This is a genomic window from Marilutibacter maris (genome assembly GCF_006546735.2).
GTDB classification, from domain to species: Bacteria; Pseudomonadota; Gammaproteobacteria; order Xanthomonadales; family Xanthomonadaceae; genus Marilutibacter; species Marilutibacter maris.
Genome location: NZ_VICD02000296.1, coordinates 1 through 16,711, shown reverse-complemented (window position 1 = coordinate 16,711; position 16,711 = coordinate 1). Strand labels below are relative to the sequence as shown.

The following is a 16,711-nucleotide window of genomic DNA, read 5'->3' as shown; positions in this document are numbered from 1 at the left end:
CCCCTGCCCGGCTGCTATACTCGACTGTCGCTTTTAGCCAATGTGTATGGACGCGTCGCACTTATGCGACCGCGTTGCCGGAGCCTGTTGCCGCAATGACCTCATCCGAGCACGACCCCAACTCCCCCGACACCCAGAGCGAGTCCGTCCAGGACCCCGCCGTGCCCCAGACCTACGACTCCAGCAAGATCACCGTGCTGCGTGGTCTGGAAGCGGTGCGCAAGCGTCCGGGCATGTACATCGGCGACGTCCACGACGGCACCGGCCTGCACCACATGGTGTTCGAGGTGGTCGACAACTCGGTCGACGAGGCCCTCGCCGGTCACGCCGACGACATCGTGGTCACCATCCACGAGGACGGCTCGGTCTCGGTGCTGGACAACGGCCGCGGCATGCCGGTGGACGTGCACAAGGAAGAAGGGGTGTCCGCGGCCGAGGTGATCCTCACCGTGCTGCACGCCGGCGGCAAGTTCGACGACAACAGTTACAAGGTGTCCGGCGGCCTGCACGGCGTCGGCGTGTCGGTGGTCAACGCGCTGTCCTCGCACCTGTGGCTGGACGTGTGGCGCGACGGCCACCACCACCACCAGGAATACGCGCTGGGCGAACCACTGGCACCGCTGCAGATCCTCGAGGCCACCGAAAAGCGCGGCACCAAGCTGCGCTTCAAGCCGGCGGCGGAGATCTTCACCGACACCGAATTCCACTACGACATCCTGGCCAAGCGCCTGCGCGAGCTGTCGTTCCTGAACTCGGGGGTGAAGATCACCCTGGTCGACGAGCGTGGCGAGGGCAAGCGCGACGTGTTCCAGTACGAGGGCGGCATCCGCTCCTTCGTCGAGCACCTGGCCCAGCTCAAGACCCCGCTGCACCCGAACGTGATCGCGGTGTCCGGTGAAGCCAATGACATCACCGTGGACGTCGCGATCCAGTGGACCGACGCCTACCAGGAAACGATGTTCTGCTTCACCAACAACATCCCGCAGAAGGACGGCGGCACCCACCTGGCCGGCTTCCGTGCCGCCCTCACCCGCACCCTGTCCAACTACATCGAAGCCAATGGCATCGCCAAGCAGGCCAAGATCAGCCTGTCCGGCGACGACATGCGCGAAGGCATGATCGCGGTGCTGTCGGTGAAGGTGCCCGACCCCAGTTTCTCCAGCCAGACCAAGGAAAAACTGGTCAGCTCCGACGTGAAGCCGGTCGTTGAGAGCACGTTCGGTGCACGTTTGCAGGAGTTCCTGGAGGAAAACCCCCACGAGGCCCGTGCCATCTGCGAAAAGGTGGTCGACGCCGCGCGCGCGCGCGAGGCCGCGCGCAAGGCCCGCGACCTGACCCGCCGCAAGGGCGCGCTCGACATCGCCGGCCTGCCCGGCAAGCTCGCCGACTGCCAGGAGAAGGACCCGGCGCTGAGCGAGCTGTTCATCGTCGAGGGCGACTCCGCGGGCGGCTCGGCCAAGCAGGGCCGCAACCGCCGGACCCAGGCGATCCTGCCGCTGAAGGGCAAGATCCTCAACGTCGAGCGCGCGCGCTTCGACCGGATGCTGTCCTCGGCCGAGGTCGGCACCCTGATCACCGCCCTGGGCACCGGCATCGGCAAGGACGAGTACAACCCGGACAAGCTGCGCTACCACCGCATCATCCTGATGACCGACGCCGACGTCGACGGCAGCCACATCCGCACCCTGCTGCTGACCTTCTTCTATCGGCAGATGCCGGAGCTGATCGAGCGCGGCCACGTCTACATCGGCCTGCCGCCGCTGTACAAGATCAAGCAGGGCAAGACCGAGCTGTACCTGAAGGACGACGCGGCGCTGGACGAGTACCTGGCCAGCCACGCGGTCGAGAACGCCAGCCTGGTGCCGGCCGACGGCGAGCCGCCGATCACCGGCGCGGCGCTGGAGAAGCTGCTGCTGGACTACGCGTCCGCGCGCGAGGTGATCGCCCGCAACCAGCACCGCTTCGATCCGCGCGTGCTCGAGGCGCTGATCGACTTCACCCCGCTCGACCCGGCGCGGCTGCAGGACAACACCGACGAGCAGCACGAGCTCGACGCCCTCGCCGCCCGCCTCAACCGCACCGGTCTGGGCCAGCCGCGCTACGCGCTGGCGTTCCAGCCGGCCAACGACCTGCAGCCGGCCGCGCTGCGGATCGAGCGCACCCACATGGGCCAGACCGTGACCCAGCTGCTGCCGCTGGCCGCGTTCGAGGGCGGCGAGCTGCGCGCCCTGCGCGAGGCCGCCGACCAGTTGCACGGCCTGATCCGCGATGGTGCCCAGATCGTCCGCGGCAATCGCGCGCAGCCGGTCGAGAGCTTCGCCCAGGCCCAGACCTGGTTGATGGACGAAGCCAAGAAGGGCCGCCAGATCCAGCGCTTCAAGGGCCTGGGCGAGATGAATCCCGAGCAGCTGTGGGAAACCACGGTCAATCCGGAGACCCGTCGCCTGCTGCGCGTGCGCATCGAGGACGCGGTCGCCGCCGACCAGATCTTCAGCACGCTGATGGGGGATGTGGTGGAGCCGCGCCGCGAGTTCATCGAGGACAACGCGCTGAAGGTCGCCAACCTCGACGTCTGAGTCCGGGCATGCGGCTGCGCGGCTCCAGTGGCACTACGCTCGGCCTTCCTGGCCTCGCCAAGTGCACCGGCCCTGGGCGTCCTGCCCAGGGCGTTCGGGCTTCGTGGCCTGCCATCGGGCAGCCCACGTGCCTGCGGCACCCGCCCTCACCCACGCCGCGAGTTCATCGAGGACAACGCGCTGAAGGTCGCCAACCTCGACGTCTGAGTCCGGGCATGCGGCTGCGCGGCTCCAGCGGCACTACGCTCGGCCTTCCTGGCCTCGCCAAGTGCCCCGCGCCCTTCGCACAGGGAGCACGGGCTTCGTGGCCTGCCATCGGGCAGCCCACGTGCCTGCGGCACCCGCCCTCGCCCACGCCGCGATGAGCCGCCTCGACCTGCCCGCCTCGCCGCCGGCCGCCGCCGCACCGACCGGCCCGGGTCGCGCCCTGTTCGGTTTCGCGGTCGACCTGCTGGCGGTGGCGGCGGTGTCGCTGTTGCTGAGCACCGCCCTGGTCTCGCTGTGGATGCTGTGGAGCGCGCTGGGCGCGAGCGGCGGCGACCCCGCCGCGGTCGCCGCGCAGCTGCGGCAACAACCGCCGCAGCCGCAGGGCGTGGTCCTGGTCTGGATCACCCTGCTGTCGATGCTGCCGGCGGTGTTGCTGGTCTACTTCCTGCGCCGCCGTGCCGACGTCGGCGAGCGCGCGGCATCCCGCGCCGCGCTGGCGCGCACCTCGAGCTGGGCCTGGATGCTGGTGACCGGGCTGGCGGTATCCGGCCTGGGCATGCTGATCAACTGGATCGGCGAGCGCCTGGGGTCGACCCCGGTGCCGAGCAATGTGGCGATGGTCGAAGCCGCCTTCGCCGACAGTCCGCTGTTCATGCTGGGCTTCGCGATCGTGCTGGCGCCGGCCTATGAGGAGTTGCTGTTCCGCCGCGTGTTGTTTGGTCGCCTGTGGCGCGCTGGGTATCCGGTCCTGGGCATGCTGCTCAGCGGCGCGGCCTTCGCCCTGGTCCACGAACTGCCGGGACTGAGCGACAACCCGTGGCCGGCGATGCTGCAGCTGTGGCTGGTCTACGGACTGATGGGGGTGGTGTTCGCCTGGGTCTACCGCCGTACCGGCACCCTGTGGGCGGCGATCGGCGCGCATGCGCTCAACAATGCCCTCGCCTGCGCGCTGCTGCTGTCCGCCGGCGGCTGAGCCGCCGGTCCGTCGGCCCCGACCGTTCGTGCGACCGGGTGAAACCGTAAAGGCCCCTCGGCCGTACCCGATTACGGAACGTTAATCCGGGTTGGGCTACAACGAGCCTGTTCACGCAAGGGGCCGCCACATGCACAGCACAAACCCGTCGCCCGACCGGGCCCGCGCGCCTGTCGCCGCGGGCTGGCGCCCGCTCGCCGCCGGCCTCGCGCTGGCCGCCCTGCTCTCGGCCTGCGCCACCACCACCTCGCCCACCGGCCGCACCCAGGTGGTCGGCGGCATGTCCGACGCCCAGCTCCAGCAACTGGGCATCCAGGCCTTCGATCAGGCCAAAAAGAGCAAGAAGATCAGTACCAATGCGGCACAGACCCGCTACGTGCGCTGCGTGGTCGACTCGATCACCCGCGAACTGCCGGCACAGCAACAGAGCGGCTGGGAGGTGGCGCTGTTTGTCGACGACGAGCCCAATGCCTTTGCCCTGCCTGGCGGCAAGGTCGGCGTGAACACCGGCATCTTCAAGGTCGCCAGGAACCAGGACCAGCTCGCCGCGGTGGTCGCCCACGAGGTCGGTCACGTGATCTCCAACCATCACGACGAGCGCATCACCCGCCAGATCGGCGCCCGGACCGGGCTCGGCCTGCTCGGTGCCCTGGTCGGCTCGCGCTACGGCCAGAACGCCGCCAATACCACCGGCCAGCTCGGCGGCGCGGCGGTCCAGGCCGGCCTGCTGCTGCCGAACAACCGCACCCAGGAAACCGAGGCCGACGTGGTCGGGCAGCGTCTGATGGCGCGCGCCGGCTACGACCCGCACCAGGCGGTCGACCTGTGGAAGAACATGCTCGCCGCCAGCAGCGGACAGCCGCCGGAATGGCTGTCGACCCACCCCAACCCGGCCTCGCGGATCCAGGAGCTGGACCGCCGTGCCGACAGCCTGGCGCCGGTCTGGCAACAGGCCCGGGCCGGTGGTCGCCAGCCGCGTTGCGGCTGACACCGTCCCCCTGCACCGTCGGCGAGCCGCGTTCGGGCAACAAAAATGTAACAACGTCAACCCAGTATGCCGCGATCACGCGTTTCTGGTAGCGTGACCGGCCCGCAGACTCCGATCTGCCGGATTACGACCCCGCTTCCGACCCAGGACGGTCGCAGTATCCAGAAAGGTGACTCGATGAATGCAACCACGCCCCGCCACCTCAACCTGCTCGCCGCCGCCATTGGCGCGGTGCTCGTGTTCGGTGGCGTCTCGCAGGTCAACGCGCAGAGCGCCCAGCAGCGCGCCGAGGAGCGCCGCGAACGTCAGGCCCAGCGCGGTGGCCAGGCCGAGTCCAGTGTCGACTATCCGGATGCGACCCGCGAAGAGCCCAGGACCAAGGCCTCCTCGCGGATGTCGTCGAAGCTGCAGAAGATGATGGACCGCTACGACGACGACGAGGGCGCCGAGGCGATCGCGATCGCCGAGGAGATCATGGCCAACGAGAAGGCCAACGCCTACGACAAGTCGTTCGCCGCCCAGATCGCCGCGCAGAGCGCCTACGACAGCGACGACACCGCGAAGGCGATGGACTATCTCGGCAAGACCCTGGAATTCAACGGTCTGGACAACAACGGCCACTACGGCGCGATGCTGATGCTGGGCCAGTTGCAGATGCAGGAAGAGCAGTACGACCAGGCCCTGGCCACGATCGACCGCTTCTTCGCCGAGACCAAGAGCACCAAACCCGATCACCTGGTGATCAAGGGTAATGCGCTGTACCGCATGGAGCGCTACCCGGAGGCCGCGACCGTGCTCAAGCAGGCGCTCGACGCCGCCGACGAGCCGCGCAACGATTGGCAGCAGTTGCTGATGGCGACCTACTTCGAGACCGGACAGACCGCCGAGGCGGCCGCCCTGGCCGAGGCGATCGCCGCCCGCAACCCGGGCGACAAGCGCGCCCAGCTCAACCTCGCCGCGACCTACCAGCAGGCCGACAACTTCGCCAAGGCCGCCGAGGTGCTGGAGAAGCTGCGCGCGGCCGGCCAGCTGAGCGAGGACCGCGAGTACCGCCAGCTGTACGCGACCTACCTCAACATGGACGGCAGGGAGCGCGACGCGGCCAACGTGATCAAGGAGGGCCTGGACAAGGGCATCCTCCAGAACGACTTCCAGAACAATCTGGCCCTCGCCCAGTCCTACTACTTCTCCGAGCAGATCGGACCGGCGATCGAGGCCTACCGCAAGGCCGCGCCGCTGGACGACGACGGCGAGACCTATCTGAATCTGGCCAAGGTGCTGTGGCAGGAGGACCGCATCGCCGAGGCCAAGGAGGCGGCGCGTCAGGCGCTGGCAAAGGGGGTCAAGCGCCCCGAGGAAGCCAAGCAGATCACCTCCCTGCCTGGCGGTTGATCGGCGATCGATCAATACGACAAAAGGATGGGCCTCCACTTGGAACGACGAGACCCATTTGGTATAAGCTAGGAGGTTCGGGCGCGGCTAACGCGGCGTCCGGGCCATCACCAACGCCCGCGGCGTCAGACGTTGCGGAAACACCTCCCCGAGCTGACGGCGCATGACGCAAGACCTCGAAAACCACGTTCATAACGACGATCGCGACGAAGGCCTCAACTGGGCCCGCATTGCCGGTATCACCATGGCGATCACGGTGCACGCCGCGGCCCTGCTGCTGCTGCTGGCCCCGATGGCTCCGCCGCCGCCCAAAGAGCAGAAGGAAGAGGTCACCCTCGTCAATCTGATCAAGCCGCCGCCGCCGCCGCCCCCGCCGCCGCCGCCGCCGCCGGAGCCCCCGAAGGAGCTCAAGCCGCCGCCGAAGATCGCGCCGCCGCAGCCGACCCAACTGCCGCCGCCGCCGGAAGAGCCGCCGGTCGTGTTCGAAGATCCGAGCCCGGTCGACGTCCAGGCCCCGCCGCCGGCTCCGCCGTCGCCGCCGCCGCCGGCCACCACCATCGGTTCCAGCGTTGATCCGTCCTCGCGCCGGCTCAACCCGCCGCGTTATCCGCCTACCGAGGCCCGTCAGGGTGTCGGCGGTACCGTGGTGCTGGTCATCAGCATCGACGCCCAGGGCAACGTGCTCGACGTGTCGGTGGAGAAGTCCAGCCGCAACCGCAATCTGGACCGCGCCGCAATGGAAGCTGCACGCAAGTGGCGGTTCAATCCGGAAATGCGCAACGGCGTGGCCGTGGCCAGCAAGGTGCGCGTCCCGGTCGATTTCGTCCCGCCGCGCTGATCGGGCCGGCAGGACGGGCAACAAGGCAACACCACACCGGGCAATACGTTTCAACTTTCCTAAAGAAACGCTCCGCTCTTTCGTAACTGCTTTTTCCTTCCACGACATTCAAAGGTAAGCGTCATGCTGCAGGAAACCACCACCGCTGCCACTGCCGGAGGCTCCAACGCCGAAGCTCTCCAGCAGATGAGCTTTGGCCACATGATCCAGAACTTCGATACGGTCGCCTGGATCGTGTTCATCACCCTGGTGACCATGTCGGCCATGTCGATCTACTGGATGATCTACAACTTCGTGAAGAACATGCGTCTTCGCGCGAGTTCCGACCGCGTCATCAGCACCTTCTGGGAAACCCCGAACGCGCAGGACGCGATCCGCTACATGGAAGAGCAGCCGCGCAGCGAGCCGTTCTCGAAGATCGCCCTCGACGCCGCCCAGGCCGCCTCGCACCACCAGCGCCATGAAGGCTCGCGTCTGGTCGAGTCGCTGAACCGCTCCGAGTTCGTCGACCGCGCCCTGCGTCAGGCCGTCACCCGCGAGAGCTCGGGCCTGGAGTCGGGTCTGACCCTGCTGGCCTCGGTCGGTGCGACCGCGCCGTTCGTCGGTCTGCTCGGCACCGTGTGGGGCATCTACCACGCCCTGATCCGCATCGGCATGAGCGGCAACGCGTCGATCGACGCCGTGGCCGGTCCGGTCGGCGAGGCGCTGATCATGACCGCGATCGGTCTGTTCGTCGCGATCCCGGCGGTGCTGGCGTACAACTTCTTCACCCGCCTGAACCGCGTGACGAACAACAAGTTCGACACCTTCGCGCACGACCTGCACGACTTCTTCGCCACCGGTTCGCGCGTCGGCGACATCGGCGGCAAGCGCTAATACCAGCCGTCGTCACACACGCGATTTTGGAGTTCGAACATGGCTTTCAGTTCTGGCGGTAGCGGCGGCGCAATGGCCGACATCAACGTCACGCCTCTGGTGGACGTGATGCTGGTGCTGCTCATCATCTTCATGATCACTGCGCCCCTGATGACGCACAAAGTGAAGGTGGAGCTGCCCGAGGCCAACCTGGACGAGAAGCAGGAACCCCTGCCGACACCGCCGATCACGGTGGCAGTGCTGGAGGACGGCTCGTTGTTCTGGAACGACGAGCCGGTCACCAAGGACATGCTCGAAAGCCGCTTCTCGGTCGAGGCGCAGAAAACGCCTCAGCCGCAGGTGAACGTGCGTGGCGACAAGACCACCAAGTACCGGATCGTCAACGAAGTCGTGAAGACCGCGCAGTCGCAAGGCATTCGCAAGGTCGGCTTCGTCACCATCGCCGATCGCGGCAACTAAGGGAGCGCAGCTATGGCTTTCACTACTGGTGGCAGCGGCGCGATGGCCGACATCAACGTCACGCCGCTCGTCGACGTGATGCTGGTGTTGCTGATCATCTTCATGGTGACCGCGCCGATTGCCAGCTATCCGGTCGATATCTCGCTGCCGCAGCGCAGCGTCACCCCGCCCCAGGTCAAGAGCGATCCGCCGCCGCCGATCAGTCTGCGGATCGACGCCAGCGGCACGGTCTACTGGAACGACTCGCCGGCACCGCTGGCCGAGTTGCAGGCCCGGATGACGTCGGAGGTCCAGCGCGACCCGACCAATCAGCCGACCCTGGAGATCGACGCCAACGGCGACGCCGCCTACGGCACCCTGGCCAAGGTCCTGACCGCGGCCAAGAACGCAAAGATGGAAAAGATCGGCTTCGTCGAGAACTGATCGACCGCCGGAACCGATCGACGTTTACCGTCGTGATGATTCAATTGAACGCCGCCCCGATGGGCGGCGTTTTTTTTGCCCGCCGCGAAGCCGCAACTCCGCAGGAGCGGCACCGCCGGCGATCGCCATGCGCGCGAAACTCCCATGCTCTTCGCAGGAGCGGCGTAAGCCGCGATGGAGCTTTCCCATGAACGCCTGGTCGCGGCTCACGCCGCTCCTACGGCTAGCAGAAACTTTCGCGATTGCCAGCCGGCGGCGGTGCGGGTAACGTCGAAGGCGGGCATCGGGCCCATGACAGGAGGGCGCCATGGCAGTTTCCGTGCAGTCCCGCAGTCCGTTCGACAATGCCCGCGGTTCCGCCGCGCTGGCCGAGATCAACATCACCCCGCTGATCGACGTGATGCTGGTCCTGCTGATCATCTTCATGGTGATCGCGCCGGTGGCGACGCGATCGCTGGACGCCCGCCTTCCGCAGCCGTCGAAGCTGGAGCCGAACCCGCAGAAGATCGAGAAGATCGAACTGCTCGCCCGCGGCAACGACCGTTTCAGCCTCGATGGCGTGGTCATGGATTCGGCGATGCTGGCCCAGAGCCTGGCCGCCCGTGCCGCCAGCGGCGAGCCGCAGGTGCTGATGGTCGGTGCCAGCGACGACGCCGACTACCAGGCCTTCGCCGACGCGCTGAAACTGGCCCGCGCCAGCGGCATTGGCGAGATCGCCCACGCGCAATGAGCGCGGCCGGCCCCGGGACCGCAACGACGATCTCGACGCGGAACCCGTGCTCAGCCGTCGCCGCGTTCGGCGGCGGCGATGATGGCCAGATAGCCGCGCACGGTCGCGGCCAGACCGGCGTAGAGCGCCTCGCCGATCAACGCGTGACCGATCGACACCTCCTGCACGCCGGCGACGCCGCCGAGGAAGCGTCCCAGGTTGGCTTGGCTGAGGTCGTGGCCGGCGTTGACGCCCAATCCGGCCGCGCCGGCGCGTGCCGCCGCCCCGGCGAAACGCGACAGTACCGCCGCTTCGTCGGCCCGGCCGAACGCCTCGGCATAGGGGCCGGTGTAGAGCTCGACCCGGTCGGCGCCGCACTCGGCCGCGCACTCGATCCGCGACTGCTCCGGCACGGTATGGGCGTCGGCGAACAGGCTGACCCGGCAGCCGAATGCCTTCAGCTCGGCGACCAGCGGGCGCAGTGCCTCGCCATCGCGGACGAAGTCGAAGCCGTGGTCGGAGGTCAGCTGGGCGTCGCCGTCGGGCACCAGGGTCGCCTGCGCCGGACGCACCTGATCGCACAGGGTCACAAAGCCCGGGTAGCCCGGTCGTGGCGGCGCGAACGGATTGCCCTCGAGGTTGAATTCCACCCCGTACTCGCGGGTCAGCTCGGCCAGCGCGTACACATCGTCGGCGCGGATGTGGCGCGCGTCCGGGCGTGGATGCACGGTGATGCCATGGGCGCCGGCATCCAGGCAGGCCCGCGCGGCCTGCACCACATCCGGCTCGCCGCCACCGCGCGAGTTGCGCAGCACCGCGACCTTGTTGACGTTGACGCTGAGTACGGTCATCGCGACAGCTTAGCGCGGCCGCGACGGCAATGGTCGGGTGTCGCCCGCCGGGGCGGGGCGATCGTGGCTCAGTGCGGCGGTTCCTGGCCGACGGTGGCGCTGTTCTGCGCGGCCAGCCGGCGCGCCTCGGCCTGTTCGCGCATGCGCTGCAACTCGGCCGGGTCGAGGATGTAGGACTCGTCGCGGCTGCGACTGCCCACGCGCTGTGCGAGCAGGCCGAACACCCAGCCCAGCAACAGCAGCAGCGACAACAGCAGCCACAGCGCGAGCACGCCGGGCGTCGACGCCTTGAACGCGGCCGCCAGCGCGGCCAGGGCGAGCAACAGGGAGAGCCAGGGCATCATCGGAACGGTTCCAGCGGGACGGCCCCCGCAGTGTACCCACGACCCGCCGGCGATGCGCCTCCGGTCATGCCCGCTCAGGGGCCGCTGGTCGGAGTCCGGCGGGCCGTATCCGGCGATCATGGGGAAGCCCCGTCGCGGCTCACGCCGCTCCTACGGGTCGTGGGAGGAGGCGGTTGCGGACGGCGATGGCTTGATACTTCCACCTTCAGCTCCGTCCCTATCCTGTAGGAGCGCCTCCCGCAGGAGCGGCGTATGCCGCGATCCCCGGCTGCGCCGGGGAATCCCCAAAGTTTGCTTCGCAAATCTCGGGCCTCACCGTAGCGCTTCCACACCCCCATTCGCACCTGCGGCACGAGTCGCCCCCTGACTCAGGGGGAACGATATCCGGCTGCGCCCGGATATCTCCCAAAGTTTGCTGCGCAAACCTTGGGCCCCGCCGTTGCGCTTCCACACCCCCAATTCGCATCTGCGATGCGAATCGACCCCTGACTCAGGGGGATGGGTTCACGAGGTAGACAAACGCTCTTCGTAGGAGCGGCGTGAGCCGCGATCCTCGGGGTGGCCCCGGAAATCGCTGCGCCCCGCGGACGCGATCACGGCAATGCGATCAGAGCAGCGGCGATACCAGCCGTGCCAGCGCCTCGGGCAGGCGCGCGGTCCATAGCGGCCGCTGGCGGCGGTCGCACACCGGGGTGCAGCTTTCGCACTCGTGCTCGATCAGCGCGGCCAGTTCCCCGGCCAGGCCGGTATCGCGGAACAGCACGCAGACCTCGAAGTTGAGCCGGAAGCTGCGATTGTCGAAATTGGCGCTGCCGACCAGGACCAGATCGTCGTCGCAGAGCAGGGCCTTGCTGTGCAGCATGCGCGGGCCGTACTCGTAGATGCGCACGCCGGCGGCCAGCAGTTCGTCGAAGTAGGAGCGCGCCGCGTAGGTCACCAGCCGGCTGTCGCTCAGCCGCGGCACCAGCACGCGCACGTCCAGGCCGCCCAGCGCCGCCGAGGTCAGCGCCATGCGCGCGGCCTCGCCGGGGACGAAGTACGGGGTCACCAGCCACACCCGCCGCTGCGCGGAGTGGATCGCGCTGACGTGCATGCGGTGGATGGCCTCCCAGTTCGAGTCCGGACCCGACATCACCACCTGCGCGGCGATCGCGCCGGGTACCCGTGCCGGCACCGGCAGACGCAGCGGCGGCGCCCCGGTCGCATAGGCCCAGTCCTCGACGAACACCAGTTGCAGCTCCAGCACCGCATTGCCCTCCAGGCGCAGGTGCAGGTCGCGGTAGGCGTCGTCGCGCAGGCGCTCGTCCTCCTCGTCGGTGATGTTGATGCCGCCGGTGAACGCGACCCGGCTGTCGATCACCACGATCTTGCGGTGGGTGCGCAGGTTCAGCCACGGACGCTTCCAGAAATAACGCATCCGCAGCGGATGGAACCAGGCGACCTCGCCGCCGGCATCGAGCAGCGGCTGCAGGAAACGGCGCCGGGTCTGGCCGGAGCCGACCGCGTCCAGCAACAGCCGCACCCGGACCCCGGCGCGGGCGCGTTCGATCAGCGCGTCGCGCAGCGCGGTGCCGGTGCGGTCGGGCTGGAAGATGTAGTACTCCAGATGGATGTGCTCGCGCGCCGCCGCCACCGCCTCCAGCAGCGCGGTGTACTTGGCGGCGCCGTCGATCAGCAGATCGACCCGGGTGGCGGTGGTTGGCGGCAGGTCGGTCAGCGCCTGGCCCAGCCGTGCCAGCTCGATCGCGTCCGGGTCCGGCAGCAGGCCGCGCGGTGGCGCCGGCAGCGCGGAACGGCTGCGGTGCCGGCGCAGCCGTTGGCGGTGGATCCGCTGCGGGCCGAAGAAGTAGTAGACGAAGAAACCCACGTAGGGCAGGGCGGCCAGCGAGATCAGCCAGCTCAGCGTGGCCGCCGGCTCGCGCTTCTGCAGCACGATCCAGCCGCCCAGCCAGACCAGGTACAACAGCCAGCCCACGCCCAGGTAGTAGCCCAGGTGCGGGATCGAGGTCAGCGATTGCCAGAGATCGGTCAGCACGGTGGGCGTGGCGAGGGCAGGGGAGGCGTCATGCCCGGTCGCCGACCGGCGTCGCGGCGGATGCGACGCCGGCGGCGTAGGCTGTCTGACGATGGATGATGCCCGGAAAATCGTTGCGCCGTCTGCACGGCAGGTGAAAGGCCGCGGCGCCGCCTCGCGGATCGAGGGCCGCTTCGCGACCACCCGCACCGAGGCCGCCGACGACGGCTGGGACTCGCTGGCCGGCGCGCTCGCCGACCAGGACGAGGGCCTGCGTCATCCGGCGACCCAGGTGCGCGAGGAGCGCGCGCGCAGCGTGATCAGCCGCAACGACTCGCCGGACATCGGCTTCAGCCAGTCGGTCAATCCCTACCGCGGCTGCGAGCACGGCTGCGTCTACTGCTTCGCACGGCCCTCGCATGCCTACCTGGACCTGTCGCCGGGGCTGGATTTCGAGACCCGGCTGTTCGCCAAGACCAATGCCGCCGAGCGCCTGCGCCACGAGCTGTCGAAGCCGTCCTACCGCTGCGCGCCGATCGCGCTGGGCATCAATACCGATGCCTACCAGCCGATCGAGCGCGACTACCGGATCACCCGCCAGTGCCTGGAGCTGCTGGCCGAATGCCGGCATCCGGTCAGCTTCGTCACCAAGGGCGCGACCATCCTGCGCGACCTCGACCTGCTGGCGGCGATGGCGGGCGAGCGCCTGGTCACCGTCTACGTGTCGGTGACCACTCTCGACAACCGCCTGTCGGCGCGGATGGAGCCGCGCGCGGCGGCGCCGCACACCCGCCTGAAAGTGATCCGGGCATTGGCGGAGGCGGGCGTGCCGGTCGGCGTGCTGGTCGCGCCGGTGATCCCGATGATCAACGACCGCGAGCTGGAGGCCATCCTCGAAGCCGCCCACGCCGCCGGCGCGCGTTCGGCCGGCCATGTGCTGCTGCGCCTGCCGCACGAGCTCAAGCAGGTCTGGCGCGAGTGGCTGCAGCTGCACTATCCCGACCGCGCCGACCACGTGATGAGCCTGATCCGGCAGATGCGCGGCGGCAAGGACTACGACAGCGCGTTCGGCACCCGCATGCGCGGCAGCGGCCCGTTCGCCGAGCTGATCGCGCAGCGCTTCCGCAAGGCCCAGAAGCGCCTGGGCTACGGCCGCCTGCCGCCATTGGATTGCAGCCGCTTCGTCGCACCGCGGCGAGCCTCGCCGCAGGGGGACCTGTTTGCGTAGGGCTGGTACCGGGTCGTGGAGATCATTAGGTGTCGCGAATGCAAGACAACACGCAACGGGGCGAATTCGCCACTTCAGGTAAACAATCGCGCTTGTATCTGAAATCCGGGCCGTGCAAGCATCGATCAAGCGCTGACAGGAACGCGTCCGGCGCGCTCGAAAACGAGTCACCCATGGATATTCGGTCCGCAACGGACTGAAAAGGAAAGGGAAAACGCATGCATCTTTCAGGTCTCGCGCGCCGCGTGGCGCGCCGTGTCGGCGCATCGGACAATGTGCGGTCCAGCGACAAGGTCACGCCGGCCAGGTCGTTGGCGAGGGTGAGGTTCGCGAGGGTGGGGCTGGCCTGCCTGCTGCTCGCCGCGACGCCGGCCCTGGCGCAGACCACGACGCCGCCGTGGACGCTGGAAGTCGAACATGCCGAGCAGCCGCGCACGGTGGTGGGTACGTTCGAGACCCAGGAGGAGGCCGAATCCGCGCTGTGGGACGTTCCCGGACCCAGTGACGCCGAGGGTGCCTACGCCTATGTGAAGAGCCAGAAGCTGCTGCCGGTGGACGGGGTCAACACCACGATCGTGTTCACCCTCGGCGCCGAACAGCCGCTCGATCCGGAATGGAACTATTCGGCCCTCGGCAGCCAGTACGTCACCGAGGCGGCGATGCTGGTGGGAATGGAGGCCTTCTACAGCCCCAATCACGAGCCCTCCTGCGGCGAGATGTCGATCGAGCCGAACACCGAATGGGCCGCGATTTCTCCCGAGGCCGAGGGGCGCGAGGAACAGCGCTACTACGACGTCAACATGCAGTTCAGGGCATCCGATGGCAGCTGCGAACCCTTTGTCAGCGCAGGCTATGCGACGCGTTCGCGGCGCCTGCAATGCCCGATTCCCTACACCGAGTGGGACGACGACTACCAGGCCTGCGTGCGCCCGGACGTGGTCGCCTACCTCACCGGCCCGGTGCAGCCGGACGAGTGCTCCCGGGGCAACCCCTGCGACGTCCAGACCGGCGCCAAGTCGCAGCCGGAGCTGGATTTCGACCTGGGTTGGGTCAGTTTCGTGCGCACCTTCCGCTCCTCGCAGGTCGCGCGGCAGTCGAACTTCGGGCCCGGCTGGAGCCATTCGCACGAGCTGCGGCTGTCGGTGAGCGGCGACCATGCCCTGCTGAGTGAAGGCGGTGGCCTGCAACGTCCGTTCCGTCGCGTCGGCGCGGTCTATGTGGCCGCCGATGCGTCGGGCGACCGGATCAAGACGGAGACCGGCGGTGGCTGGACGCTGTCGGCGGCGGATCGCACGGTCGCCTTCGACGCCCAGGGCCGGATCGCGCGCACCACCCGCGAGGACGGCACCTTCCTCGATTACGCCTACGACACGGCGGACCGGCTCGAGCACATCACCCATTCCACCGGCCGCCGACTCGACTTCCTCTACGACGGCACGACCCGCCACGCGCCGATGGACGCGATCCAGCTCGACGGCGTCCAGCTGGTGTCCTACGGCTATCTGAGCGACATCGAAGGTCAGATCAGCTACGTCGGCCTGGGCAGCGGCCAGTACCGCGACTACCACTACGAGGACGAGCGCTACCCCTACTTCCTGACCGGCGTCACCGACGAGCGCGGCATCCGCTACAGCTGGTTCGAGTATGACGACGACAGGCGGGTGGTGGCGAGCTACCACGACGGCGGCGCCGACGGCGTCACCCTCGCCTACGGTGCGGCGCAGACCGTGGTGACCGACGCGTTGGGCGCGCAGACCACCTACGACCTGACCCCGCAGACGGCCGGGCTGCCCAAGGTCGGCGCGGTCACCGACGCCGCCGGCACCGTGACCCGCGAGTACGCCGCGGCCGCCGTCGATTTCCGTCGCCGGCTGGTGCGCAGCGTCGACCGCGCCGATGTCGAGACCCTGCATACCTATACCGAGGTGGTCGACGGTGGCCTGCCGGTAAGCGTGCACACCATCCGCGAGGCCGCGGGCCTGGCGTCCGAGCGCACCGTCGTGGTGCGCACCGCGACCGACAGCAACCGTTTGGTGTCGGTCGAGCAGGGCGACCGCCGGGTGGACGTGGTCCGCAACGCGCGCGGACAGCCGCTGTCGGTGAGCACCACCGATCTGGTGTCCAGCCAGGTGCGGACCACGACCTACGGCTACTGCGAGGCCGCCGATGTCGCGGCGCCGGGCAGCACCTGCCCGCAGCTCGGCCTGCTCAAGACGATCGACGGCCCGCGCACCGATGTCGCCGACACCCGCAGCTTCAGTTACCACCCCGCCGACGACAACGGCTGCGCCACGCCCACCGGCGCCTGCGACTTCCGCAAGGGCGACCTGTGGAAGGTCACCAACGGCCTGGGCCAGGTGCAGGAGATCCTGGCCTACGACCCGGCCGGACGCGTGTGGGCCACCCAGGATGCCAATGGCGTGGTCACCGCCTACGGCTACACGCCTCGTGGTTGGCTGGCGGGCGTGCAGGTCTGGGGCGAGACCGAGGCCGACGACCGCACCACCCTCATCGACTACCTGCCCAGCGGCCAGGTCAGCCGCATCACCCCGCCCGACGGCGCCTGGATCGAGTACGACTACGACGACGCGCAACGCCTGGTGGCGGTGCGCGACAGCGCCGGCAACAGCCTCCAGTACACCCTGGACCTGGCCGGCAATCGCCTGGCCGAGGAGAGCCGCGACAGCGGCGACGCCCTCAAGCGCACCCTGTCGCGGGTCTACAACCAGCTCGGCCAACTGGCGACCCAGGCCGATGCCGGCGCCAACCCGACCGACTTCACTTACGACGCCAACGGCAATCTGGAGACGGTCACCGACGCGCTCAGCCGGGT

15 protein-coding genes are annotated in these 16,711 nt (G+C 68.6%); 12 read left to right on the top strand and 3 right to left on the bottom strand.

Annotated features, from left to right (window positions below):
• Positions 1-95 precede the first annotated feature (95 nt).
• From gyrB to FKV24_RS16625, 10 genes are all read left to right on the top strand, one after another.
• On the top strand, positions 96-2,576 hold the full coding sequence (gene gyrB / locus FKV24_RS16670; protein ID WP_111264904.1) for a DNA topoisomerase (ATP-hydrolyzing) subunit B: 2,481 nt from the start codon (positions 96-98) through the stop codon (positions 2,574-2,576).
• Between the two features lie 27 nt (positions 2,577-2,603).
• A complete protein-coding gene (locus FKV24_RS16665; protein ID WP_141483177.1) occupies positions 2,604-2,783 on the top strand; it encodes a hypothetical protein in 180 nt (59 codons plus the stop codon).
• A 154-nt stretch (positions 2,784-2,937) separates the two neighbouring features.
• A complete protein-coding gene (locus FKV24_RS16660) occupies positions 2,938-3,756 on the top strand; it encodes a CPBP family intramembrane glutamic endopeptidase (RefSeq protein ID WP_141483178.1) in 819 nt (272 codons plus the stop codon).
• Between the two features lie 130 nt (positions 3,757-3,886).
• Positions 3,887-4,744 (top strand): M48 family metallopeptidase, encoded by an 858-nt coding sequence (locus FKV24_RS16655; protein ID WP_111264905.1) that lies wholly within the window; start codon positions 3,887-3,889, stop codon positions 4,742-4,744.
• 177 nt (positions 4,745-4,921) lie between these two features.
• Complete coding sequence (locus FKV24_RS16650; protein ID WP_141483176.1) at positions 4,922-6,136, top strand: tetratricopeptide repeat protein; 1,215 nt, start codon at positions 4,922-4,924, stop codon at positions 6,134-6,136.
• Between the two features lie 163 nt (positions 6,137-6,299).
• The gene (locus FKV24_RS16645; RefSeq protein WP_111264907.1) at positions 6,300-6,974 is read left to right on the top strand and encodes an energy transducer TonB; all 675 of its coding nucleotides are present in this window, start codon (positions 6,300-6,302) and stop codon (positions 6,972-6,974) included.
• A 123-nt stretch (positions 6,975-7,097) separates the two neighbouring features.
• Complete coding sequence (locus FKV24_RS16640; protein WP_111264908.1) at positions 7,098-7,850, top strand: MotA/TolQ/ExbB proton channel family protein; 753 nt, start codon at positions 7,098-7,100, stop codon at positions 7,848-7,850.
• 39 nt (positions 7,851-7,889) lie between these two features.
• Positions 7,890-8,309, top strand: coding sequence for an ExbD/TolR family protein (locus tag FKV24_RS16635; RefSeq protein WP_141483175.1), 420 nt, complete (start codon positions 7,890-7,892; stop codon positions 8,307-8,309).
• 12 nt (positions 8,310-8,321) lie between these two features.
• Positions 8,322-8,732 carry an ExbD/TolR family protein gene (locus FKV24_RS16630; protein ID WP_141483174.1) on the top strand — a complete coding sequence of 137 codons (411 nt, stop codon included), beginning with the start codon at positions 8,322-8,324 and terminating at the stop codon, positions 8,730-8,732.
• A 307-nt stretch (positions 8,733-9,039) separates the two neighbouring features.
• Complete coding sequence (locus FKV24_RS16625) at positions 9,040-9,462, top strand: ExbD/TolR family protein (RefSeq protein WP_111264911.1); 423 nt, start codon at positions 9,040-9,042, stop codon at positions 9,460-9,462.
• A 50-nt stretch (positions 9,463-9,512) separates the two neighbouring features.
• Here FKV24_RS16625 and FKV24_RS16620 read toward each other — a convergent pair whose 3' ends face one another.
• The 3 genes from FKV24_RS16620 to cls all read right to left on the bottom strand — a co-directional run bounded on the left by FKV24_RS16620 (position 9,513) and on the right by cls (position 12,671).
• Positions 9,513-10,292, bottom strand: a complete 780-nt coding sequence (locus FKV24_RS16620; RefSeq protein WP_111264912.1) for a pyridoxine 5'-phosphate synthase — start codon at positions 10,290-10,292, stop codon at positions 9,513-9,515.
• Positions 10,293-10,360: 68 nt separating this feature from the next.
• Positions 10,361-10,633, bottom strand: a complete 273-nt coding sequence (locus FKV24_RS16615; RefSeq protein WP_111267867.1) for a hypothetical protein — start codon at positions 10,631-10,633, stop codon at positions 10,361-10,363.
• Between the two features lie 610 nt (positions 10,634-11,243).
• Positions 11,244-12,671, bottom strand: coding sequence for a cardiolipin synthase (gene cls / locus FKV24_RS16610; protein ID WP_111264913.1), 1,428 nt, complete (start codon positions 12,669-12,671; stop codon positions 11,244-11,246).
• A 91-nt stretch (positions 12,672-12,762) separates the two neighbouring features.
• Between cls and FKV24_RS16605 the strand changes: the two genes are divergently transcribed.
• Positions 12,763-13,878 (top strand): PA0069 family radical SAM protein, encoded by a 1,116-nt coding sequence (locus FKV24_RS16605; protein WP_141483173.1) that lies wholly within the window; start codon positions 12,763-12,765, stop codon positions 13,876-13,878.
• Positions 13,879-14,096: 218 nt separating this feature from the next.
• The coding region (locus FKV24_RS16600) for an RHS repeat domain-containing protein (protein ID WP_141483172.1) at positions 14,097-16,711 on the top strand (2,615 nt) is incomplete at its 3' end.

What these genes read in the sequence shown, in the direction of transcription:
- gyrB (WP_111264904.1), top strand. Translation starts at nt 96, where the DNA reads ATGACCTCATCCGAGCACGACCCCAACTCCCCCGACACCCAGAGCGAG.
- FKV24_RS16660 (WP_141483178.1), top strand. Translation starts at nt 2,938, where the DNA reads ATGAGCCGCCTCGACCTGCCCGCCTCGCCGCCGGCCGCCGCCGCACCG.
- FKV24_RS16655 (WP_111264905.1), top strand. Translation starts at nt 3,887, where the DNA reads ATGCACAGCACAAACCCGTCGCCCGACCGGGCCCGCGCGCCTGTCGCC.
- FKV24_RS16650 (WP_141483176.1), top strand. Translation starts at nt 4,922, where the DNA reads ATGAATGCAACCACGCCCCGCCACCTCAACCTGCTCGCCGCCGCCATT.
- FKV24_RS16645 (WP_111264907.1), top strand. Translation starts at nt 6,300, where the DNA reads ATGACGCAAGACCTCGAAAACCACGTTCATAACGACGATCGCGACGAA.
- FKV24_RS16640 (WP_111264908.1), top strand. Translation starts at nt 7,098, where the DNA reads ATGCTGCAGGAAACCACCACCGCTGCCACTGCCGGAGGCTCCAACGCC.
- FKV24_RS16635 (WP_141483175.1), top strand. Translation starts at nt 7,890, where the DNA reads ATGGCTTTCAGTTCTGGCGGTAGCGGCGGCGCAATGGCCGACATCAAC.
- FKV24_RS16630 (WP_141483174.1), top strand. Translation starts at nt 8,322, where the DNA reads ATGGCTTTCACTACTGGTGGCAGCGGCGCGATGGCCGACATCAACGTC.
- FKV24_RS16625 (WP_111264911.1), top strand. Translation starts at nt 9,040, where the DNA reads ATGGCAGTTTCCGTGCAGTCCCGCAGTCCGTTCGACAATGCCCGCGGT.
- FKV24_RS16620 (WP_111264912.1), bottom strand. Translation starts at nt 10,292, where the DNA reads ATGACCGTACTCAGCGTCAACGTCAACAAGGTCGCGGTGCTGCGCAAC.
- FKV24_RS16615 (WP_111267867.1), bottom strand. Translation starts at nt 10,633, where the DNA reads ATGCCCTGGCTCTCCCTGTTGCTCGCCCTGGCCGCGCTGGCGGCCGCG.
- FKV24_RS16605 (WP_141483173.1), top strand. Translation starts at nt 12,763, where the DNA reads ATGGATGATGCCCGGAAAATCGTTGCGCCGTCTGCACGGCAGGTGAAA.